This window comes from Streptomyces sp. NPDC036822 (genome assembly GCF_055609145.1).
Window position 1 is genome coordinate 231035 of record NZ_JBVJPY010000008.1, and the last position, 21522, is coordinate 252556.

The 21522-nt window shown below is 73.0% G+C and carries 15 protein-coding genes; 4 read left to right on the forward strand and 11 right to left on the reverse strand.

Annotated elements, in window-relative coordinates; translation table 11 throughout:
- Positions 1 to 96: 96 nt before the first annotated feature.
- Both ACZ68P_RS20590 and ACZ68P_RS20595 read right to left on the reverse strand, forming a co-directional pair.
- Positions 97 to 2241 (reverse strand): glycogen debranching N-terminal domain-containing protein, encoded by a 2145-nt coding sequence (locus ACZ68P_RS20590; RefSeq protein WP_471008077.1) that lies wholly within the window; start codon positions 2239 to 2241, stop codon positions 97 to 99.
- A 115-nt stretch (positions 2242 to 2356) separates the two neighbouring features.
- Positions 2357 to 3868, reverse strand: coding sequence for a DUF4192 domain-containing protein (locus tag ACZ68P_RS20595; RefSeq protein ID WP_471008080.1), 1512 nt, complete (start codon positions 3866 to 3868; stop codon positions 2357 to 2359).
- Between the two features lie 133 nt (positions 3869 to 4001).
- Between ACZ68P_RS20595 and ACZ68P_RS20600 the strand changes: the two genes are divergently transcribed.
- Together ACZ68P_RS20600 and ACZ68P_RS20605 are read left to right on the forward strand one after the other, a co-directional pair.
- Entirely contained in the window at positions 4002 to 6185 is a 2184-nt protein-coding gene (locus tag ACZ68P_RS20600; protein WP_471008082.1) for a RecQ family ATP-dependent DNA helicase, read from the forward strand.
- Positions 6186 to 6400: 215 nt separating this feature from the next.
- The gene (locus tag ACZ68P_RS20605; protein ID WP_471008085.1) at positions 6401 to 7030 is read left to right on the forward strand and encodes a hypothetical protein; all 630 of its coding nucleotides are present in this window, start codon (positions 6401 to 6403) and stop codon (positions 7028 to 7030) included.
- Positions 7031 to 7126: 96 nt separating this feature from the next.
- On the opposite strand, the gene ACZ68P_RS20610 is transcribed toward ACZ68P_RS20605, so the two are convergent.
- The 6 genes from ACZ68P_RS20610 to ACZ68P_RS20635 form a co-directional block, all read right to left on the reverse strand.
- Positions 7127 to 7759: a hypothetical protein gene (locus ACZ68P_RS20610; RefSeq protein ID WP_471008087.1), complete on the reverse strand. Its 633-nt coding sequence runs from the start codon at positions 7757 to 7759 to the stop codon at positions 7127 to 7129.
- A 115-nt stretch (positions 7760 to 7874) separates the two neighbouring features.
- Complete coding sequence (locus ACZ68P_RS20615) at positions 7875 to 8585, reverse strand: ribonuclease HII (RefSeq protein ID WP_471008090.1); 711 nt, start codon at positions 8583 to 8585, stop codon at positions 7875 to 7877.
- A gap of 186 nt (positions 8586 to 8771) precedes the next feature.
- A complete protein-coding gene (locus tag ACZ68P_RS20620) occupies positions 8772 to 10292 on the reverse strand; it encodes a DUF4153 domain-containing protein (RefSeq protein ID WP_471008092.1) in 1521 nt (506 codons plus the stop codon).
- Between the two features lie 487 nt (positions 10293 to 10779).
- Positions 10780 to 11691, reverse strand: coding sequence for an ADP-ribosylglycohydrolase family protein (locus ACZ68P_RS20625; RefSeq protein WP_471008095.1), 912 nt, complete (start codon positions 11689 to 11691; stop codon positions 10780 to 10782).
- 12 nt (positions 11692 to 11703) lie between these two features.
- A complete protein-coding gene (locus tag ACZ68P_RS20630) occupies positions 11704 to 12363 on the reverse strand; it encodes a histidine phosphatase family protein (RefSeq protein ID WP_365713787.1) in 660 nt (219 codons plus the stop codon).
- 33 nt (positions 12364 to 12396) lie between these two features.
- Positions 12397 to 14007: an ABC-F family ATP-binding cassette domain-containing protein gene (locus ACZ68P_RS20635; RefSeq protein WP_471008098.1), complete on the reverse strand. Its 1611-nt coding sequence runs from the start codon at positions 14005 to 14007 to the stop codon at positions 12397 to 12399.
- Between the two features lie 150 nt (positions 14008 to 14157).
- Here ACZ68P_RS20635 and ACZ68P_RS20640 point away from each other — a divergent pair, with 150 nt between their 5' ends.
- Positions 14158 to 14829 carry a TetR/AcrR family transcriptional regulator gene (locus ACZ68P_RS20640; RefSeq protein WP_471008100.1) on the forward strand — a complete coding sequence of 224 codons (672 nt, stop codon included), beginning with the start codon at positions 14158 to 14160 and terminating at the stop codon, positions 14827 to 14829.
- A gap of 133 nt (positions 14830 to 14962) precedes the next feature.
- Here the strand turns inward: ACZ68P_RS20640 and ACZ68P_RS20645 are convergent, their stop codons facing one another.
- The gene (locus ACZ68P_RS20645) at positions 14963 to 15568 is read right to left on the reverse strand and encodes a YdbC family protein (RefSeq protein WP_471008103.1); all 606 of its coding nucleotides are present in this window, start codon (positions 15566 to 15568) and stop codon (positions 14963 to 14965) included.
- A 210-nt stretch (positions 15569 to 15778) separates the two neighbouring features.
- Between ACZ68P_RS20645 and ACZ68P_RS20650 the strand changes: the two genes are divergently transcribed.
- On the forward strand, positions 15779 to 16309 hold the full coding sequence (locus tag ACZ68P_RS20650) for a TerD family protein (RefSeq protein WP_471008106.1): 531 nt from the start codon (positions 15779 to 15781) through the stop codon (positions 16307 to 16309).
- A gap of 139 nt (positions 16310 to 16448) precedes the next feature.
- Here the strand turns inward: ACZ68P_RS20650 and ACZ68P_RS20655 are convergent, their stop codons facing one another.
- Together ACZ68P_RS20655 and ACZ68P_RS20660 are read right to left on the reverse strand one after the other, a co-directional pair.
- Positions 16449 to 17945 (reverse strand): IMP dehydrogenase, encoded by a 1497-nt coding sequence (locus ACZ68P_RS20655; protein WP_471008108.1) that lies wholly within the window; start codon positions 17943 to 17945, stop codon positions 16449 to 16451.
- A gap of 526 nt (positions 17946 to 18471) precedes the next feature.
- Complete coding sequence (locus ACZ68P_RS20660; RefSeq protein WP_471008111.1) at positions 18472 to 21375, reverse strand: vitamin B12-dependent ribonucleotide reductase; 2904 nt, start codon at positions 21373 to 21375, stop codon at positions 18472 to 18474.
- Positions 21376 to 21522 lie beyond the last annotated feature (147 nt).

A 21522-nucleotide genomic window follows, 5' to 3' on the forward strand; every position in this document is an offset into this window, starting at 1 on the left:
CGTCTCCCTGACGATAAACACGCCCCTCGGGGGGATCGAGAAGGACTTCTTCTCCCTCCCCGAACGCGTCCGGCACCTGCGCGATCCGCATCCGCCTCAGCCTCCGAGCTGGAGACCTTCGGCGGCCTCCTCGATCATGCCGAGCCCGAGCCTGCTCACCCGGGCCGCGAACGGCTCCCCCGCGACGAGCAGCCCTGACAGCCGCAGGGCGCCCAGCGGGGCCGACCGTACCGGATGGAGGGCGACCGTCCCGCCGGGTGCGTCCGGCCGGATCCCGACGAGCGTCGCCAGGACCAGGACCCCGGTGGCCGCGGCCATCGCCGCGGGCCGGCAGGCTGCCGGATGCGGCACGGGGGCGCCCCCTGCCGTCCGCGACCCGCCGGCGTACATCTCCGGCAGCCGGAAGCCGAAGGCCTCGGCGGCGTCGAGGAGTCCACGCAGCAGGGACACCGCCTCCTTGTCGTAGCCCGCCACGGCGAGACCCGCCACGGCGATCGCCGTCTCATGGACCCGTACGGCACCGGTTCGGTGCCCGAAGGGGTTGTGACCGGGCTCCTTCGTCCCGAGGCCGCGCAGCCCCCAGCCGGAGTCGAGCGCCGGCGCCCCGAGCAGCCTGGCCAGCTGCTCCACGTCCGTCTTGTCCAGCAGCCCCGGAGCGTGCCGCCCGCCGCCGAGCAGACCCGTGTCCAGGAGGTGCGCCGCCCAGCCGCCCATCTGGTTCCACGGCCGTCCGGCGGGCGCACGGGCCACGGCGGGTCTGCCGCCCGCGCGGTCGGGCACCCAGAACTCCTCGCGGAAGCGTCGGCGCAGCGCGCCCGCCCAGTCCCGCCATGCCTCCCCGCCGGGCCGGCCGCAGGCATCGAGCAGGTCCGCGCCGAGGACGGCGGCTCGGTGGGCGTGGGCCTGTGTCTCGGCCCGCCACGGCCCGGCGGGTCCCGGGTCCCGGACGAAACCGTCCGGGTCCGCGGCGCACCGGAGCCATCCCAGACACCGTTCCGCCGTGGGCAGCAGCTCCGCGAGCTCCTGCTCGGGCAGCCCCCAGCGTCTGGCTTCGGCGAGGACCACCGGAAAGGCGAGGGTGGCTTCGATTCCTGTGCAGCGGGGCGGGAGGAAGGGGCCGGCGTCCCGGAGCGGTCCGGGGATCCACCCCGCCTCGGCTCCCGACCCGCCCAGCTGCGTGCGGGCCAGGGCGCGGAGGGTGGAGGAAGCCAGCCGGGTGCCGAGCGGCAGGGCCATCCGCGCCGCCCAGAGGCTTTCGACGCCGACGGGGCCGCAGCGCCAGGGCACTCCTGCGGCGAGATGGACATCGGCGGGGCGGGCGGGATCACGCTGGAGCAGGGCCCTGAGATCGTCGACGGCGGTGCGCAGCAGCTCACCCGCGCGTGCGTCGTCCCCTTCCGCCCGTGCTTCGGAGAGGACGTGTCCCCCGGGTCGGGCGGACGCCCCCGAAGCACCGTTGGTCCGTCCGGCACCCGGGGGCGGGGCGCCGGCCCCGGGCGCGCCGGGCCCCGGGATGCCGCCGGGCCGTGGAGCGCGGTCCGCGCGTACGCGCAGGTCGATGGTGCGGGTGCCTCCGGGAGGCAGCTCGATGTCCCAGCGCAGCAGTCCGGCCGCGGCCAGCGCGTCCATCGGCGGCGGGTCGGCGGTGACGGCCACGCACCGGCCGTCGGCCGCCGCCCAGCGCATCCCCGTGCCGTGGACGCTCGCGGCGAGTTCGGGTCCGGGGCGGCCGGCCGCGATCGCCGCCAGGTCCGCGAGATCCGTTCCCAGAGCGATCTCCACCGGGAGTCGCAGCGGTCTGCCGGTGGAGCTGCGCAGGGTGATCCGCTCGCTTCCGTCCGCGTCGCGCGACCGGTCGACGCTGACGCCGGGATCGGGGCCGGCGTCACCGGGTACGCGCACGACGCCGAGGAATCCGGCACGGTCGGCGGCGGACAGCCGGCCCTGGAGCGCGAGGGGCTCGCGGCCCGCCACCCGGAGGACGCAGCGGGAGAGGAGGCGCCGTCCGGCGAGATAGACCCCTTCGAGTCCGTGGCCGGTGAGCTGTCCGTGTGCGGCGCAGACGACGAGGGCGGGCAGGGCGACGCAGAGGAGGGCGTCGTGGACGGAAGGCAGTTCACCCGGTCGCGCCGGGCCGGAGTGCGAAGGCCCGGCGGGCGGGTGGCCGCTGGGGGCGTGACCGGCGGCGGGGGGCGGGTGGCCGGCCGGGGGTCCGGAGGCCGGGACGGGTCGTGAGGCCATGGGTCGTGTGCTGCGCTCTCTGTGCGATCCGGACGGCCGCTGGGGTCACGGCGGCACGGGCCGTACGGCTCCGCCACAGAGCTGAACGCCGTCGCGGGCGGGCTGGTCACGGGCGTCACCGTCCGCTCCTCGCCGCGGGCCGCCTCCCGCGCCGCACGGCGCCGCCGCTCAGGGGCTTGGCCGGCAGCGGGCCGGGCCGGACGCCGCCGCTCCGTGGTCCCTTCCCGCCGGCCCGCGGGCGGGTCCGCACCCGCGTCCTCGGGCGGACCCTCCCGGTCCGCCCCCGGGTCACCCCCGCGCCGTCGGCAGGGCGGTCGACGGGGCGACGCCGGTCCGCGCCCCCTGCGGGGTCCGCGGCCGTTCGCGCACGGCGTTCCTCGCGCAGGCAGCTGCGCAGGGACTCCGGGTCGAGTCCCTCGTTGCACGCCTGGTGCAGCAGACGGGCGAAGACGTATTCCGGGTCGATGTCCAGCGCCATGCCGAGGGCCACACGGGCGGCGGGCTCGTCGCCCGTCGACCACGCCGTCCAGCCCGCGAGCGTGAGCGGCGCGGCCGCGTGCTCCGTGTAGGGGGCGACGCAGCGCCGGGCCAGGGCCCGCCACAACCGGACGGCGGCGGCCCCTTCGGGCCCTTCCATCCACTCCGCGGCCTGATCCCGGGTCTCCCGGTCCTGCAGCCCCAGAATCAGCGAGGCGGCCTCCTCACTGGTGATCAGGGCGTCGTCGTCCGCGTCCAGCTCCGCCATTCCCCTGGGCCGCGCCCGGCCGGTCAGGGGATCCACCGTCGGCGGGAAGCCTTCCGTGCGCCCCGCCGCGAGGAGAGCGGGGGCCGCATCGGCCGGCCCGTCCTCGGCCGGTGCTCCGAACCGCCGCAGCAGCTGTCGCACGCGTGCGAGCGTGTCCTCCCTCACCTCCTGCCTGCCGCGGGCCGGGCGGTCCTCGAGGAGCTTCGGCACGATCCGCGCGGCGGCGGCGTTCAGCGCCTTGCGCTGCTCCTCGATTCCGGGCGGCTCCTCACCACCGCCCACTCCACGGGGTGCCGTAGGTGGCTTGAGCCGTGCCTGCATCTCCCGCAGCGTGCCCCGGACCTGGATGCCGGCGTAGGCAGCGGCCGCGGCCATCACGGACGTACCGGTCAACGCGAGGGGAGTGCCGTCCGGTGGGCAGCAGCGGGTGTCGGGGCAGCAGTAGGAGAAGTACAGGCCGTCGGAGATGCAGAGGGCCTCGTTCACCGGGATGTCCAGCTCCCCGCAGGCCGTGCGCAGCCGGTGCGCGAACGGCCGGAGCCGCTCCACCACGTGGCGGGCCGTCTCCCCCGGCTCCGGGTCCTGGCACAGGAAGACCACGATGCCGTCGGGCCGCGTGCCGCCGCGGGCGCAGCCCTCGACCAGGCACTCCGCGAGATGTTCGGCCGTCGAGGCCCACTCCGCCGGCGCCTTGGGAATGCCGAGCCTGACCCGGCCGCCGAAGCGTCCGCGCTCGCCGTGCAGCCCGACGAGGACGACCGAATCGGTGGGATGGAAGCCCAGCATGAAAGGCAGCGCGTCGGCCAGTTCGGCCGGGCTGCGCAGCGTGATCTGCTGCGATCCGGAGGGCGTGCTGTCGGATGCGTGTGGGTTCGTGTTCATGGTCACGACGGTCCCGCGCCCGCCGTCGATCGCGAAAGCCCTGTGGATAACTCCCGGGACCGTCGCGCCGAAGTTGTCCACAGGTCTCGCGGCTCGTTCGCGGTTTGTCGTACCCATCGGGTTGCATGGGGGCATGACCAACGCAGATCGTCTCGAAGACCGCGCGGCCCTCAGAGCCACCGCCGACGCCGTACTCGCCCGCCTCGTCGGCGACCCGACGGGTACGGCGAAGCTGCGGGAGGACCAGTGGCGCGCCATCGAGGCACTCGTCGCCGACCGGCGGCGCGCGCTGGTCGTGCAGCGGACCGGCTGGGGCAAGTCCGCGGTGTACTTCGTGGCGACCTCCCTCCTGCGTGCGATGGGGAGCGGGCCCACCGTGATCGTCTCGCCGCTGCTCGCGCTGATGCGCAATCAGGTCGAGGCGGCGGCTCGGGCGGGCATCCGCGCACGCACGATCAACTCGTCGAACACCGAGGAGTGGGAGACGGTGCAGCAGGAGGTGACGGCGGGCGAGGTCGACGTGCTGCTGGTGAGCCCCGAACGGCTCAACAACCCCGACTTCCGTGACGAGGTGCTCCCGCGGCTCTCCGCGGCCACGGGCCTGCTCGTGGTCGACGAGGCGCACTGCATCTCCGACTGGGGCCACGACTTCCGCCCGGACTACCGGCGCCTGCGCACGATGCTGGCCGATCTGCCCTCCGGCGTCCCGGTGCTCGCCACCACGGCGACGGCCAACGCCCGGGTGACGGCCGACGTGGCCGAGCAGCTCGGCACGGGGGCGGGGACGGACGCGCTGGTGCTGCGAGGGCCGCTGGACCGGGAGAGCCTCAGCCTCGGTGTCGTCCGGCTCCCCGACGCGGCCCACCGGCTGGCCTGGCTGGCCGATCACCTCGACGAGCTGCCGGGCTCCGGGATCATCTACACCCTGACGGTCGCGGCCGCCGAGGAGGTGACCGCCCATCTGCGCCAGTGCGGCCACACGGTGTCCTCGTACACGGGCCGTACGGAGAACGCCGACCGTAAGCAGGCGGAGGAGGACCTCCTCGCCAACCGGGTCAAGGCACTGGTGGCGACGTCGGCGCTGGGCATGGGGTTCGACAAGCCCGATCTGGGCTTCGTGGTGCACCTCGGGTCGCCCTCCTCCCCCATCGCGTACTACCAGCAGGTGGGCCGCGCCGGGCGCGGGGTGGAGCATGCGGAGGTGCTGCTGCTGCCCGGCAAGGAGGACGAGGCGATCTGGCAGTACTTCGCGTCGGTCGCCTTCCCGCCCGAGGAGCAGGTCCGCCGCACGCTCGACGTGCTGGCGGGGGCCGAGCGCCCGCTGTCGCTGCCCGCGCTGGAGCCGCTGGTGGAGCTGCGGCGCACCCGGCTGGAGACGATGCTGAAGGTCCTGGACGTGGACGGCGCGGTGCACCGCGTGAAGGGCGGCTGGACGAGCACGGGCCGGCCGTGGGTCTACGACTCCGAGCGGTACGCCTGGGTGGCCCGTCAGCGGTCGGCGGAGCAGCAGGCGATGCGGGAGTACGCGTCGACGACGGGCTGTCGTATGGAGTTCCTGCGGCGCCAGTTGGACGACGAGGAGGCCGCGCCGTGCGGGCGCTGTGACAACTGCGCGGGGTCCCGCTTCGATCCGAAGGTGACCGACGCGGCGCTCGACGCCGCCAAGGGCGAGTTGGGGCGCCCCGGGGTGGACGTCGAGCCCCGGAAGATGTGGCCGACGGGCCTGACGGCGGTCGGGGTCGACCTGAAGGGCCGTATCCCGGCGGGCGAGCAGTCGTTCGGCGGGCGGGCGCTGGGTCGGCTCTCCGACATCGGCTGGGGCAACCGCCTGCGTCCCCTGCTGTCGGAGCGGGCTCCGGACGGCGCCGTGCCGGACGATGTCGTCCAGGCGGTGGTGCGGGTGCTCGCCGACTGGGCGAAGGGGCCGGGAGGTTGGGCGTCGGGCGCGCCTGACGCGCCGTCGCGGCCGGCCGGTGTGGTGACGGTCGCCTCGCGGAGCAGGCCGCATCTCGTGGGTTCCCTCGGGCAGCGCATCTCCGAGATCGGCCGCATGCAGCTGCTCGGTTCGGTCGCGTACACGCCCGAGGCCGAGGACCTCCGGATCTCGCGAACGAACAGCGCGCAGCGGGTGATCGGGCTCCATCAGGCGCTGACGGTTCCGCCGGAGCTGGCCGAGCGGCTCGCCTCGGTGTCCGGTCCGGTACTTCTGGTGGACGACCTCTCGGACAGCGGCTGGACGCTGGCGGTGGCGGCGCGGCTGCTGCGACGGGCGGGAGCGGAGGGAGTCTTCCCGCTGGTGCTCGCCGTTCAGGGGTGAACGTGGAGTGAACACTGAGTGGCTGGGCAGGGATATGAGTGTCATACCGGCCCATTCCAGTCAGCGGTCTCAATTGCTCGTTGCCGCCCGCGCACCGGCCCGCAAGAATTGGAAATACGCCCCGCACAGCACGTACGTGGTCCGGAAGGACTGTGCTGTGGCGCGCCCTCACTCCACTCTGCCCGCTCGACGGGCGCGTATCCGAAGGGAGGACCGTGACCTTCGGATTCGCTCCGTCCGCAGCCACCTCGATCAGCTCGTCGTCCGAGTCCGCCAGCCGCCTCGCTCGGATACTCGAACCGGCCGAGTGGGCGGCGGCCGGGATTCCGCTCCTGCGCAATCCGCGGGAGGTCGTCAGCGGCCTGCACGCCCGCCATCGGCCGACGCCCGCGACGGCCGTCGTCGCCGTCCTCGACCACGAGGAACGGCTCACCGCCAGCGCCTCGTTCGCTCGCCGCGCCATCCACGCCGACGGCTGGGAGTTCCGCAACGCGCTTCTCGCCCATCTGCGCCGGGTCATCCCGCACGACCTCCGGCGCAGGTCTCCGGTGCGCACGGCCGTCCTGCTCTACTGCCGGGACGGTGACGAGCGTTGGACGGAGGAGGACGGCGCCTGGATGTGGGGGCTGCGGGACGCCTGCACGCTGCACGGGCTGCGCTGTGGTGCGTACATCACGCTGACGCGGGGAGGCTGGCAGGTGCTCGGAGAGGGCCGGGGCGGGCGGCAGCCCGGGTCGGAGTCACGCCCGACCGCGCTCGGGGACGTCGGATCCGAACTCGGGGCGCTCTCGCCCCGCACCGCGGGCGGGGCCGCCGAGATGCTGCGCCGTACGGCCGCCCGCTGAGCCACTGCTGGGCCGGGGCGGCGTGACCTGGGCACGGCCACGGCCCGGCCGCCCTCCAGGGGCGACCGGGCCGTGGCCGCGGACGTGGGTTCCGGCTCAGACGACCGCGCCGAGCGCGGCGTTGATACGGCCGGGGTCGCCGCAGACGATGAGCAGCGCGGTCGCGCGCCCCTTCGCCAGGGGCAGGGCGCGGGCGGTGGCCTCCTCGGCTCCGCCGTTGACCGCCACGACCACCACGGGCCGGGCCGAGGCCCGTTCCACGGCGGCTGCGTCGGCGAAGAACACGTCGTCATGGGCGTCCTGCTGGGCCCAGTAGGCGGCATCGCCGAAGGACAGCTCGTGCGCCGCCCACGGGTGCTGCTCGCCGGTGGTGAGGACGAGGACGTCGCCGGGTGCGCGGCCGGTCTCCAGAAGAAGGTCCACGGCCTCTTCGGCGGCGTCGAGCGCACCGTCGGGAGAGGCGGGGACCACCTGGATCTGCGGACCGGGGCGCTGCTCGGAACGATTCTCCGAACGGGACGACGGGGACGGGCCGGCACCGGGGTGCGGGCGCTGTACCGGCGGGCCGGGCCTGGCCGGTCCGGGGCCGGGACGCCCAGGCCGCGGTGAGGCCGCGGAACGCGGGCCGGGTACGGGACGGGGGGTCGGCGCGGGGTGTCCGGCGGCCGTAGCGGCGCGGGGACCCTGGGCACTCTCGTGAATCTGAGGCTCCTCGGAGAAGAGAGGCATGAGTGGATGTCTATCAAACGCCGGTGGTTGAGTCATCGGCGGGTGGGCACACATGTGCGCCCCGGCTGCTGAGGGCGGCTCTGCGAAAGAGTCATGAGAGTCAGGAGCCGGAAGTTCAGAAGTCGAAGCCGAGTTGGCCCCCGCTTTCCAGTGCGGCCGCCTCGGCGGAGATGCGGATCTTCTTCAGGTGCTGCCACCGGGGCAGCGCGTCGAGATACGCCCAGGACAGGCGGTGGTACGGCGTCGGTCCGCGTTCCTCGAGGGCCGCCTTGTGGACCGGCGAGGGGTAGCCCGCGTTGGCGCCGAACCCGAAGGCGGAGCACTCCGCCGCCTTGGTCTCGAGCTCGGCCATCATCGCGTCGCGCCGGACCTTGGCGATGACCGAGGCGGCGGCCACGGCGATGCAGGACTGGTCGCCCTTGATCACCGTGCGGACCTTCCAGGGAGTGCCCAGATAGTCGTGCTTGCCGTCGAGGATCACCGCGTCCGGGCGCACGGGCAGGCCGTCCAGGGCTCGCACGGCGGCGAGCCGGAGCGCGGCGGTCATGCCGAGTTCGTCGATCTCCTCCGGGGAGGCGTGTCCCAGCGCGTACGCGGTGACCCACTTCTCCAGCTCCGCGGCCAGGGCGGTGCGGCGCTTGGGGGTGATCAGCTTGGAGTCGGTGAGCCCTTCGGGGGGACGGCGCAGCCCCGTGACGGCCGCGCACACCGTGACGGGTCCGGCCCACGCCCCGCGTCCGACTTCGTCGACCCCGGCAATGATCTTGGCGCCGGTGGTGGCTCGGAGCGATCGCTCGACGGTGTGGGTGGGTGGTTCATACGGCATGGCGCCAGACAGATTACGCCGATACGGGCCGCCCGCGATACCCGGATTCCCGTCGGATGTGCTGCCGGGCACGAGACGCCCCTCCGTCGCACGGGCGAGGGAGGGGCGAGAGCAGTGATCCGGCCGGTGCGCCGGCCACCGGCGCGAGCGCTTCACCACCGGTCCGGGACAGAGGAGCGCGCCGGATCAGGGGACGTCGTACGGATCGTCCGCGTAGGGGTCGTACTCCTCTTCCCGGCTCGGCTCCCCGCACGGCCCCACCGCCCGGTCGACCGCACGGTCCCGCAGGATGTCGCGGGCCCTCATCTGGGACCAGCTGGTGGCGTACCAACTGCCGTCGTCCTCGCGGAGGCGGGCGTCGATGTCGCGCAGCGCGCAGGAACGCTGGGGTTCGGGAAGCCGGTCGAGCGCGGGCACCGCGTCCGCCGAGAGTCCTTCGAGGTAGCGCAGGTCGATACCGCCGTTCTCGGCGAACCGCTCGACGTTGCGTTCCGCGACGAGCGCGTCGGGCGAGGCCAGGCCGAAGGCGAGGACGGCGGTCGCGGCGCTGGCGGCCAGCGCGCGGGGCAGCAGGCGGGCGCCGAAGATCCCGGCGGCCATGATCAGCAGGATGACCACGCCCAGCCAGATCTCCATCGCGGTGACCGAGACGCGCAGTCGGGTCAGGCCGTAGGCGTCGACGTACAGGTCCATCCTGCGCAGCGCGGAGGCGACCACCACGAGGGTCAGCACGCACAGGGTGCCGAGCACGGCCCGGACGAGCGTCCGGTCGCGGGCGTCCGCACGCGGCGCCCAGCGCAGGGCGAGGCCGATCACGGCGAGGGTGAGGCAGGTGGCGACGAGCAGCTGCCAGAAGCCCTGCCGGGCGTACTCGGAGTAGAAGGCGGGATCGGGTTCGCTGAGCACCTCGTCGTATCCGCCGAGGAGGACCGTGAGTTGGACCGCGTTGAAGGCGGCGAACAGGAGGTCGAGGACGATCAACGGAAGGGCCCACTCCAGGCGCCCTCGGGCCCGTCCGGGCTTGAAGACCACACGGTCCCAGCGCAGGGGCGCGGCGGCGGTACGGGCCAGGGAGATCGCGCCGAACAGGCCGAGCAGCAGGAAGGAGAGCCGCCAGGGCGCCTGGGAGAGCGAGACGTCGGGCATCAGGGAGCCGAGGAGTTCGGCGAAGGCCGCGTCGGCGCCGGCGAACAGGGCGCCGAAGACGACGAGCAGCAAGGCCGCCACCCCGACCGTGCGCAGGACGGGGCCGACCTTCCCCCGCGATCCACCGGCACGCTCGCGCACCCCGTTCCAGACCCAGGTGGTACCCGCGCCCAGGGAGTCGATCAGGCCGACGGGCCCGAAGAGCATGCTCGGCCAGCCCCGGCCGCCGTGCAGCGCGAAGGCGGTGAGGGCGAGGGCGGACCCCATCGCCAGGAAGGTGGGCCAGCCCGCGTCGAGGAGCGCGGGTACGGCGAGGAGGGCGAGCCCTCCGGCGGCCCAGACCAGGGTCCAGGGGCGTGGCCGACGGCCGGCGTGCCGGGCGGCGAAGGAGGCGGCGAGGACCGCGGGCACGGCCACGATCATCAGGTTCAGGCCGATCCCGTCCCCGAGCAGCAGGGCGCTGAGCAGGGCGGTGGCCATGATCGCCCAGAGCGTCGGGGCGGTCACCCGCGCCGGTGCGGCGGGGCGCAGCCGGGCGAGCGGGCTCTCGTGCGGAGGCATCGGCGCTCCCCAGGCGGGGTGCGGCGGCCGTGGGCCGCCCGGTCCGGACGCCGCCCGCGGCTGCGGTGGGACGGACGGCGCGCCGGCGCCGGACGTCGCCCGGGGGCTCTGCGGTACGGACGTCCCGGACGCGGCCGCCCCTGGCGACTCCGGTGCCGGGTTCTGCGGTACGGACGTGCCGGGCGCCGCGGACACGGCGGCGCCCGGCGACTCCGGCGCGACCGGGGCTCTGTTCTGCGGTTCTTGATCGGGCGTGTCGGACACGGGACCCCCTCCCGACCCGGCCCGCTCGCGGCCAGGCGGCGGAAGACGGCGGTCCGGGTGTCTCGTCGGCGCGCGCTCTTGTCATGATCAGCGCTTCGAAGTGGCCGACTTTAACCGTGGCCCGGACGCCCTGACCGGGCCGTACGGCCCTGTGGCAGGACCGTGACACTCTCCTGCGGACAAGCGGGACGTTCCGGCCCGTACTTCTGGGGTGGGCGCCGGGTCAGGGGTGCACGGCGGCGGGGAGCCAGTCCGGCAGCTCCTCGGTCTGCTCCAGCCATGCGGCGGGCGGCGCCCCGGCCGTCCCGGAGGCGACCACCCCGCCGGCGATCGCGCAGGTGGTGTCGACGTCACCGCCGACCTGGGCGGTCGTCCAGAACATCTGCTCGTAGTCCCCCAGGGCCCGGGCGGCCGACCAGAGGGCGAAGGGCACGGTGTCGTGGGCGCTGGTGCGGCGGCCGCTGCCGAGGACGGCCGCCACCGTGCCCGCGTCGCCGTAGTCGAGCATGTCGCGGGCCCGCCGCAGGCCGGCGCCGACGGCGCTGCGCGGCACCAGGGCGATGACTCCGTCGAGCAGGTCCGTGGGGGTCGGCGGACCGGCGGGGTCGGCGGCGAGCGCCGCCGCGGCAGCCACCGCCATGGCACCGACGACGGCTTCCCGGTGCTGGTGGGTGGTGTAGGCGGAGATCTCGGCCTGGTGGGTCGCCTGCTCCGGGTCGTCGGCGTACCAGGCCCCGAGCGGGGCGATCCGCATGGCGGCTCCGTTGCCCCAGGATCCCTGGCCCTTGAACAGCGCGGCGGCGAGCTCGCGCCAGTCGCCGCCCTCCCTGATGAGCCGGAGCATCCGGTTGACCGCGGGGCCGTAGCCGCGGTCGAAGTCGTGGTGGTCGGCGAACGACCGGGCGAGCGCGTCCTGGTCGATCCGGCCGTGCCGGGCGAGCACGGCCAGCACCGAGCAGGCCATCTCGGTGTCATCGGTCCACTGCCAGGGGCCGGCGGGGACCTCGCGTCGTTTCAGCAGCGGGTAGTTGACGGGGACGAAGTACTGGGAGCCCAGGGCGTCCCCCACGGACAGCCCACGGAGGCTGGCCAGGGCGCGGTCGAAGCGCCGGTCGGGAGAGAAGTCAGCGGTCATCGCTTCGCCACTCTATCCGGTGGGGCCGTACGGTTCCGGGGTACGCCAGCGTTCGAAGGGGCGGTCCAGGGTGTACCTCCCGTTCTCGCCGAGGAGCAGCATCCTCGTCTCGCCGTTGCCGGGGTTGGACAGCGACTCGAAGTCGGCGACCGTCCAGTGGAACCAGCGCATGCAGAACAGGCGCATGGTCAGTCCGTGGGTGACCAGCAGCACGTTCGGCGGGTGGTCCGGCGCCTCGAAGCTGCGGTAGAGGCTCTCCAGGAAGGCGCCCACCCGGTCGTACACGTCGGCCCCCGACTCGCCCTGCGCGAAGCGGTAGAAGAAGTGCCCGTACGCGTCGCGGTACGCCTTCTGCAGCCGGACGTCCTCCCGGTCCTGCCAGTTTCCCCAGTCCTGCTCCCTCAGCCGCGGCTCCTCCCGCACCCGGACCCTCCGCGGGTCGAGCCGGAACGCCTGGAACGTGTCGTGCGTGCGACGGTACGGCGAGACGTACACGCTGACGCGTTCCTCCCCGAAGAGGGCCCGCAGCCGTCCCCCGGTCGCCTCCGCCTGCCGCAGACCGGTCTCGGTGAGCCTGAGCGCGTGGTCGGGCTCGCGTTCGTACACGGTGTCATCGGCATTGCCCTCGGACTCTCCGTGTCGTACGAGAACGATGCGCCGCGGTCGTGCCATGCCCCGACCCTAGATCGACCGCTCCGGCGGGGCTCAGTCGGCAAGGCGCCCGGAGTCCATCCGGCGTACGCGCCCCGTGAAGCGGTGGCACAGCCGCCGGTCGTGGGAGACGACGACCAGTGCCCCGGTCCACCGCTCCAGCGCCTCCTCCAGCTCCTCGACGAGCCCGAGGGCCAGGTGGTTGGCCGGCTCGTCGAGGAGGAGCAGGTCGGCGGGCCTGGCGAGCAGACGGGCGAGGGCCAGGCGTCGGCGCTGCCCCGCGGAGAGGCTCCCGACGGGGACGGAGAGATCCGCCGGCCGGAACAGTCCGTACGTGAGCAACAGCTCCTCGCGCTCGTCCTCCCCGAGGGCGAGTCCCCGCCCGAAGGCGTCGATCAGCCGCTCCGCCGGGCGGCCGGCCGGTATCTCCTGGGCCAGGAAGCCGATGCGTCCCGTGCGGCGGACCTCTCCGGCGTCCGGCGTGACCAGTCCCATGGCCACGCGCAGCAGGGTGGACTTGCCCGCGCCGTTGCCTCCGTGGATCAGCAGCTTCTCGCCTGCCCGGATGGTCAGGTCGTCGATCGCGAGCCGGTCCGCGACGCGGACGCCGGTCAGCCTGACCAGGTCTCCCCGCGCGCCGCCCACGACCGGTCGCGCGGCGAAGGCGAGCGGCCGCGGAGGCCGGGGGACGGGCTCGGCGCGCAGCCGGCGCAGCCGCTCCTGGGCGTTGCGGACACGCCCGGCGACCGATGCCTGGACCCGGCCGCCGGCCCGGTCGTAGGCCATCTTGTTGTTGTCCTTGACGGCGCGGCCGGCGGCGACTCCGTGCGCGGTGGTCGCGGCGAAGACCTCCAGGCGCTCGGTCTCCTCCCGCCACGCTTCGTACGCCTGCTCCCAGCGGCGCCGGGCGGCGGCGCGCTCGGCGCGGAATCCGGCGTACCCGTCTCCGTACCGGACGACCGTGCGGCGGTCGGCGTCGACCTCCAGGACGGCGGTGGCCACCCGCTCCAGGAAGGTCCGGTCGTGGGAGACGGCCACGACGGTGCCACGGTGGGCGAGGAGGGCCTCCTCCAGCCAGTCGAGGGACCGGGCGTCGAGGTGGTTGGTCGGCTCGTCCAGGAGGAGGACCTCGGGCGCGGCGGCGACGGCACAGGCGAGGCCGAGGCGGGCCTGCTCCCCGCCCGAGAGGCTGCCGAGCCTCCGCTCCCTCTCCGTTCCCGCGAGGCCGAGCCCGTGCATCGCCTTGTCGACCCGGGCGTCCGCTTCGTACCCCCCGCGCAGCTCGTACGCGGTGAGCAGGTCGCCGTACTCGGTGAGCGCGCCGGCGTCCTCCGTGGCCAGGTCGGCTTCGAGTGCGCGGAGCCTGCGCTCCATGGCACGGAGGTCGGCCAGAGCGTCGTCGATCGCGTCGGCGACGGTGCTCGCGGGAGGCAGCCGGGGGGTCTGCGCGAGCAGGCCCGTACCGCCGTCGGCCAGGGTGACGACCTCCCCCTCGTCGGGTGCGTCGAGCCCGCCGAGGATCCGGAGCAGGGTGGACTTGCCCGCGCCGTTCTCCCCCACCACCCCGATCCGCTCGCCGGGTCGCACCGTCAGCGAGACGCGATCGAGCAGCAACCGGTCGCCTCGGGACACGCAAACATCGCTCAAGGAGAGCTGAGTGGGCAAGGGCGCCTCCGAGGGCTCAAGCGTCGTGCACGCCTCGTACAGGTCGGGACGACGGACAGGAAGGACGCGCACGAGGAGGGCAAATGCAACTCCAGTCGCGTTACCCAGAGTGTGGCACACTCGGACGCACTAACGCAACGGGAGTAGCAATTGACCGACATCGAGGGTGCTCCGACGCCCACGCCGGGCAGCCGCCGGCCCGGGGGGCGCACGGCGAGGACACGTGCCGCGGTCCGGGACGCCGTCCTGACCGGCCTGGCGGAGCACGGCTATCCGGCGCTCACCGTCGAGTACGTGGCGGAGCACTCCGGCGTGCACAAGACCACCCTCTACCGCCGCTGGGGCGGCCTGGAGGGACTGATCGCGGACGCCCTGGACCTGGCGGGCGAGGACGGATGGGCGCCGCCGGACACGGGCAGCCTGGGCGGCGATCTGCGGGCTCTGGCCCGCGAGGTGGCCGACTCGTTCGCCGACCCGGCGGCGGCCGCCGCGCCCACCGCCTTCGTCGCCGCCGCGTTCCAGTCCGAGCGGGCGGCCGACGCGCTGCGCGCCTTCTACGCCGAACGTTTCGGCCGTTGCGAGGTCGTCGTCGCCCGGGCCATCGGCCGGGGGGAGGCACCTGCGGGTACGGACGCCGGCGCGGTCGTCCGGGCGGTCTCGGCGCCGCTCTTCCTGCGCCTGTTCGTCACGCGCGAGCCGGTCGACCGGGGCCTCGCGGACCAGGCGGCCCGGGCGGCCCTCGCGGCGGTCACGGCGGGCGCCTTCGTGACGGACTCCCTCACGGCCGACTCCTGCGGGGGCGACTCCTTCACGGCCGACTGAACGCACCACGGGCCGCACCGAGAACCCCGCCCCACGCGCTCCGCACCATGAGCCGGCCCCCGGGACCGGAGGCCGAGCCCCCGGCCCGGGCCGACCCCCACCCGTCCGGCGCGGTCCGATCGGACCGGACCGATCAGACCGTCCAGGACGCCTCGAGCTGCACCACGTCCCCCGCCAGCGCCGCCACGTCGGCATCCGTCTGGGCGCGCAGCCCGAGCCGCTCGACGCGTTCGGCCCGGTACTTGCCGTGCTCCGCCGCGGACCGCCACATCGAAAGCACGAGGAACTCGTTCCCCGGCGCCTCGCCGAACACCCCGCGCAGCATCCCGGGAGAACCGGCCATCGCCGGATTCCACACCTTCTCCTGCATCAGCGCGAAGTGCTCGACCCGCCCCTCGTGGATGCGGCAGTGGGCGACCCGGGCCACGTCGGCGTCCGAGAAGCGCGGCTCGAAGCCCGTCTTCACGTCGAAGCGATAGTCGAAGAGCTTGACCTGGGCGTTCTTGTACGTGCCGGCCTGCGCGGCCGCGAGACGGTCGTGCGACCGGGCCATGAACGAGTCGTAGAACGCCCGGCTCTCCCAGAAGGCGAAGACATGGGCCACACCGGGCCGCCCCCGGCTCCATCCCCCGCCCTGTCCCCGGAATCCCGGCTCACCCAGCAGCCCCGCCCATTTCCGCTGCCCCCGCTCGAACCCCCGACGGTCCACCACGGTGCAGCGAATCCACTTGACCAGCACCGCGCCATCGTACGGGGCCGGACCGTGCTGCCGTCAGAGTACGGAGGAGTGCACTCTCACCGGTCGCGACGCCGCTTCGTCAGCCGGTTCGATACCGCCCGTCGCGTCCCCGCCCTCCGCGGCGCGCATGACACCATGGGCAAAGTGCCCGCGACCACGGGCAGTTGACCGGGCCGACAAGGCGACGCCCAGGCGGAGAGGGGATTCACGGTGAGCGGTCTCAACAAGGGGGTCGGCAAGGTCGAGGTGACGCTCAAGTGGGATCCCGCCCCGGCCGGCGCCCCGGCGCACGACCTCGATCTGATCGCGGGCGTCTACACGGCGGAGGATCCGTACGGCACCCCCGCCTATCTGGTGCACTTCGACAGCCGCTCCCCCGACGGCACGATCACGCTCAACCGCGACAGCCGTACGGGCCAGGGCTTCGGCTACGACGAGGCGATGACCCTGGAGCTGGAGCGCCTCGCGCCCCGGTACGCGCGCGTGGTGGTGGGCGTGGCCATACAGCAGGGGGGCGGCCGCCTGACCTTCGGCGACATCGCCCACACCGGTGTGCGCGTGCGTGAGGGCTACACGGACCTGGCCGAGCACGATTTCGCGACGGTGGCCGACGCCACCGCGGCGATCGTCGTGGAGTTCAGCCGCGACGGTGGAACGGACTGGTCCTACCACTCGGCCCCTCGCGGCTTCGACGCCGATCCGGAGACGTTCACGGCCCTGATGGGGGCGCGGCACGCCTGAACCACGCCGCCGGGGTGGGTGCGCGACACCTCTGAAACGCGCCCTACCCGCAGCGGCCGGACGGGACCGCTCACCGGCCGGTCCCGTCCGGCGGCCCGTCCGGCCCGTGTGATCGGAACGAGCGGGATGCCTGCGAGAGTCAGGAGACCGTCGCCGGGGTGTCCCGCAGGGTGACGTTGGCGTGGCTCTCCTGGAAGCTCTGGTCCGAGACGAGGGTGAGCCGGGCTGTGGACTGGAACTCGGGCAGGGTGGTGGACCCGCAGGAGACCATCGTGGTCTTGAGCTTGGCGACGGTGAGCGCGAGCCCTTCGTTGAGATCGCCCGCGTAGGGGACGTAACCGTCCACGCCTTCCTCGAAGACGAGCCCCTGGCCTCCCTGGCCGTAGCGCTGCCAGTTGCGGGCCCGGTTCGAGCCCTCGCCCCAGTACTCCTTGACGAAGCCGTCACGCGTGGGCAGCTTCGCGCCGGCCGCCTGGTCGAAGCGCGCGAAGTAGCGTCCCATCATGACGAAGTCGGCCCCCATGGCCAGCGCCAGGGCCACGTGATAGTCGTGCACCAGGCCGCCGTCGGAGCAGACCGGCACGTACTCGCCGGTGCGGTCGCGGTAGGCGTCCCGGGCCGCCGCGACGTCCAGCACGGCGCTGGCCTGGCCCCGGCCGATGCCCTTCTGGTCGCGCGTGATGCAGATCGAGCCGCCACCCACCCCGACCTTGACGAAGTCGGCCCCCGCCTCGGCGAGGAAGGTGAACGCCTCCCCGTCGACCACGTTGCCGCCGCCGACCGGGGTCTCGGGGTAGTGCTTCTTCACCCAGGCCAGGGCCTGCGCCTGCCAGTCGCTGTAGCCGTCGGACGAGTCGAAGCACAGCGCGTCCACGCCCGCCTCCAGCAGGGCTGGGACGCGCTCCTGGTAGTCGTGCGTGTTGATACCGGCGCCCACCCGAAGACGCTTGGCCGCGTCCACCACCTGGTTCGGGAAGCGCTTGTTGTCCGCGTAGTCGGAACGGAACACCAGGTGCTGCAGGTGTCCTTCGGCGTCCAGCACCGGGAGGCAGTCCAGCCGCTCGTCCCACAGCCGCGCGTTGGCCTCGGACAGCGTGACGTCGGGCCCGGCAAGGGCCAGGTCGGCGACGGGGATCATCCGGCCGCTGACCGGTCCGTCCAGATCATGGCGCTGGGGGTGGAAGTCCCGGGAGGTCACGAGGCCGTGCAGGCGGCCGGTGGCGGTCCCGTCGTGGGTGACCGCGGCGGTGCTGTGACCGGTGCGGCGCATGACGTCGACGAGGACGCTCAGGCTGTCGTCGGGCCGGACGTTGGTATCGCTGGTGACGAAGCCGGCTTTGAAGTTCTTCACCTGGCGGACCGCCGCGGCCTGGTCCTCGATCGGCTGATTGTGGTGCAGGAAGCTGAAGCCACCGTTGCGCGCGAGCGCGATCGCGAGATCGGGCGTGCTGACCGCCTGCATGATCGCGGAGGTGAACGGGGACTGCAGCTCGATCGCCGGCGCCTCGCCCACCACATGGCGCACCAAGGGCGTGCGCAGGTCGACCGTCGCGGCCGAGCAGTCGGTCCGCGTGCGGTTCGGCAGGAGCAGGAATTCGTTGAACGTCCGTGAGACTTCGGCGATGATCTGTGCCACTCGTTCCTCCTGGCCCGTCGGCCGGGGCCCGTCTGCCCCGCCGTGAGGATCGCCCCCCGTGTCCCGGGGCCGGGCAGGCAGAGACCGGCACGGCAGCCGTGGAGATGCCACCGGCCGCGGCAGAGCCCTGACCGGCCCGTGATCGAACGGGGTGCGGTCGTGACCTGGCACCCTACCGACGAAGGCGGGCCCCGCACGAATCGCGGACGGGACGGCGGGCGTCAACCCCCGTTGACCGCCCGCGGGTTGCACCGCGCCCGGGCCCCGCCGGCAAGCAGGCCAAGGCCCCCGGAAGCAGGCCGTAGACCCGCCGGAAGGCAGGTCCAGGCCCCCGGGAACAGGCCCGACCCGGCCCCGCCGGACAACAGGAGGCCCCCAGCCCCGGCCCTCAACGCCGGCCGGCCCCCAACGCCGAAGAGGGTGCCGGCCCATGGGCCGGCACCCTCTCTCAAGCGCGGATCAGCGCCCTCGGCACCCGTGACTCAGTGCCGCTTCGGCGTCCCGTCGGACGCGGTTCCGCTCGGTGTCAGCTGCACCCGCTGGTCGAGCCGCAGCCCTCGCAGATGTAGCAGGAACCCGCGCGCTGCATCTTCGTACCGCAGGAGAAGCAGAGCGGCGCGTCGGCGCTGATGCCCAGCTGCATCTCGACGAGCTCCGCCGAGGTGTGCGCCTGCTTGGGGGCGGGAACCTCCGCCGCCACGGCCGGGGCGGCGACAGCCTTCAGGGTCTCCGTCTGGCGCGGGGCGGACTGGGCCAGGCCCTCGACGTCCACCTCGTCGTCGGCGGGCTCGTAAGAGCCCGTCTCCAGGTGACGCTGACGCTCCTCGGCCGAGTGGATGCCGAGCGCGGAGCGGGTCTCGAAGGGCAGGAAGTCCAGCGCCAGGCGGCGGAAGATGTAGTCGACGATCGACTGCGCCATCCGCACGTCCGGGTCGTCCGTCATGCCGGCCGGCTCGAAACGCATGTTGGTGAACTTGGAGACGTAGGTCTCCAGGGGCACGCCGTACTGCAGACCGACGGAGACGGCGATGGAGAAGGCGTCCATCATGCCGGCGAGCGTCGAACCCTGCTTGGACATCTTCAGGAACACCTCGCCGAGACCGTCGTCCGGGTAGGAGTTCGCGGTCATGTAGCCCTCGGCCCCACCGACCGTGAAGGAGGTGGTGATCCCCGGGCGGCCCTTGGGGAGGCGCTTGCGGACCGGGCGGTACTCGACGACCTTCTCGACGGCCTCGCGGATCGTCGCCTCGGTCTTCGCGGTGACCTCGGTCTTCTCCACCTCCTTCTTCTTGGCGGAGAGCGGCTGGCCGACCTTGCAGTTGTCGCGGTAGATCGCGAGCGCCTTGACGCCCATCTTCCACGCCTCGAAGTAGACCTCCTCGACGTCCTCGACCGTGGCCGTCTCCGGCAGGTTCACGGTCTTGGAGAGGGCGCCGGAGATCCACGGCTGGATGGCGGCCATCATGCGGACGTGGCCCATCGCGGAGATGGAACGCTCGCCCATGGCGCAATCGAAGACCTCGTAGTGCTCGGTCTTCAGGCTCGGGGCGTCGATCACGTTGCCGTGCTCGGCGATGTGGGCGACGATCGCCTCGATCTGCTCCTCCTGGTAACCCAGGCGGCGCAGGGCCTGCGGGACGGTGCCGTTGACGATCTGCATCGAGCCGCCGCCGACCAGCTTCTTGAACTTGACCAGGGCGAGGTCGGGCTCGAGGCCGGTGGTGTCGCAGGACATCGCGAGACCGATGGTGCCGGTCGGGGCGATGACCGAGGCCTGGGCGTTGCGGAAGCCGTTCTTGGCGCCGAGGCGGATCACGTCCTGCCAGGCCTCCGTGGCGGCGGCCCAGACCGGCGAGTCCAGGTCGTCCATGCGCACGGCCACCGTGTTGGCGTCGGCGTGCTGCTTCATGACGCGCTGGTGCGGCTCGGCGTTGCGGACGTAGCCGTCGTACGGGCCGACGACCGCGGCCAGCTCGGCGGAGCGCTTGTACGACGTGCCGGTCATCAGCGAGGTGATGGCGCCGGCCAGGGCGCGGCCGCCGTCGGAGTCGTACGCGTGGCCCGTGGCCATCAGCAGGGCGCCGAGGTTGGCGTAGCCGATGCCCAGCTGGCGGAAGGCGCGGGTGTTCTCGCCGATCTTCTGGGTCGGGAAGTCCGCGAAGCAGATGGAGATGTCCATCGCGGTGATGACCAGCTCGACGACCTTGGCGAAGCGCTCGGACTCGAACGACTGGTTGCCCTTGCCGTCGTCCTTGAGGAACTTCATGAGGTTCAGCGAGGCGAGGTTGCAGGACGTGTTGTCCAGGTGCATGTACTCGCTGCAGGGGTTCGAGCCGTTGATGCGGCCGGACTCCGGGCAGGTGTGCCACGCGTTGATGGTGTCGTCGTACTGGATGCCGGGGTCGGCACACGCCCAGGCCGCCTCGGCCATCTTGCGGAAGAGCGACTTGGCGTCGACCTCCTCGATGACCTCGCCCGTCATGCGGGAGGTGAGGCCGAACGTGCCGCCCGCCTCGACCGCCTTCATGAACGTGTCGTTCACACGGACCGAGTTGTTGGCGTTCTGGTACTGGACGGACGTGATGTCGTCGCCGCCCAGGTCCATGTCGAAGCCCGCGTCGCGCAGCGCGCGGATCTTCTCCTCTTCCTTCACCTTGGTCTCGATGAAGTTCTCGATGTCGGGGTGGTCGACGTCGAGGATGACCATCTTGGCGGCGCGGCGGGTGGCGCCGCCCGACTTGATCGTTCCTGCGGAGGCGTCGGCACCGCGCATGAAGGAGACCGGCCCGGAGGCGTTGCCGCCGCTGGACAGGAGCTCCTTGGAGGAGCGGATGCGGGAGAGGTTCAGGCCGGCGCCGGAGCCGCCCTTGAAGATCATGCCCTCTTCCTTGTACCAGTCGAGGATCGACTCCATGGAGTCGTCGACGGACAGGATGAAGCAGGCGGAGACCTGCTGGGGCTGCGGCGTGCCGACGTTGAACCACACCGGCGAGTTGAAGCTGAAGATCTGGTGCAGGAGGGCGTAGGCCAGCTCGTGCTCGAAGATCTCGGCGTCGGCGGGCGAGGAGAAGTAGCCGTGCTCCTCGCCGGCCTTCGTGTACGTCTTCACGATCCGGTCGATGAGCTGCTTGAGACCGGTCTCGCGCTGCGGGGTGCCGACGGCCCCGCGGAAGTACTTGCTGGTGACGATGTTGACCGCGTTCACCGACCAGAAGTCGGGGAACTCGACGCCACGCTGCTCGAAGTTGACCGAGCCGTCGCGCCAGTTGGTCATGACGACGTCACGACGCTCCCAGACCACCTCGTCGTACGGATGCACGCCAGGAGTGGTGTGGATGCGCTCGATACGCAGACCCTGCCGGCCCGCCGCAGCCGCCTTGGTCCCCTTGGCGCGGGAACCTCGTGCCGGACCGCTCGCCGTCTCTGTCATGCCGCCTCCCATATACGGGCAAAACACCCTGAAGTGCCCAGTTAGTCCCAGGGCACCGTCTTCTTGTCTGCTGCCGCGAACGCCGCTCAGGGCCCTCGTGGCACGTCTTTTCGGCCGCTCGGCGACCGGTCTCGCCGGACCTCGGGT

What these genes read in the sequence shown, in the direction of transcription:
- ACZ68P_RS20630 (WP_365713787.1), bottom strand. Translation starts at nt 12,363, where the DNA reads ATGGCACGACCGCGGCGCATCGTTCTCGTACGACACGGAGAGTCCGAG.
- ACZ68P_RS20620 (WP_471008092.1), bottom strand. Translation starts at nt 10,292, where the DNA reads ATGCCTCCGCACGAGAGCCCGCTCGCCCGGCTGCGCCCCGCCGCACCG.
- ACZ68P_RS20615 (WP_471008090.1), bottom strand. Translation starts at nt 8,585, where the DNA reads ATGCCGTATGAACCACCCACCCACACCGTCGAGCGATCGCTCCGAGCC.
- ACZ68P_RS20595 (WP_471008080.1), bottom strand. Translation starts at nt 3,868, where the DNA reads ATGAACACGAACCCACACGCATCCGACAGCACGCCCTCCGGATCGCAG.
- ACZ68P_RS20600 (WP_471008082.1), top strand. Translation starts at nt 4,002, where the DNA reads ATGACCAACGCAGATCGTCTCGAAGACCGCGCGGCCCTCAGAGCCACC.
- ACZ68P_RS20660 (WP_471008111.1), bottom strand. Translation starts at nt 21,375, where the DNA reads ATGACAGAGACGGCGAGCGGTCCGGCACGAGGTTCCCGCGCCAAGGGG.
- ACZ68P_RS20625 (WP_471008095.1), bottom strand. Translation starts at nt 11,691, where the DNA reads ATGACCGCTGACTTCTCTCCCGACCGGCGCTTCGACCGCGCCCTGGCC.
- ACZ68P_RS20590 (WP_471008077.1), bottom strand. Translation starts at nt 2,241, where the DNA reads ATGGCCTCACGACCCGTCCCGGCCTCCGGACCCCCGGCCGGCCACCCG.
- ACZ68P_RS20610 (WP_471008087.1), bottom strand. Translation starts at nt 7,759, where the DNA reads ATGCCTCTCTTCTCCGAGGAGCCTCAGATTCACGAGAGTGCCCAGGGT.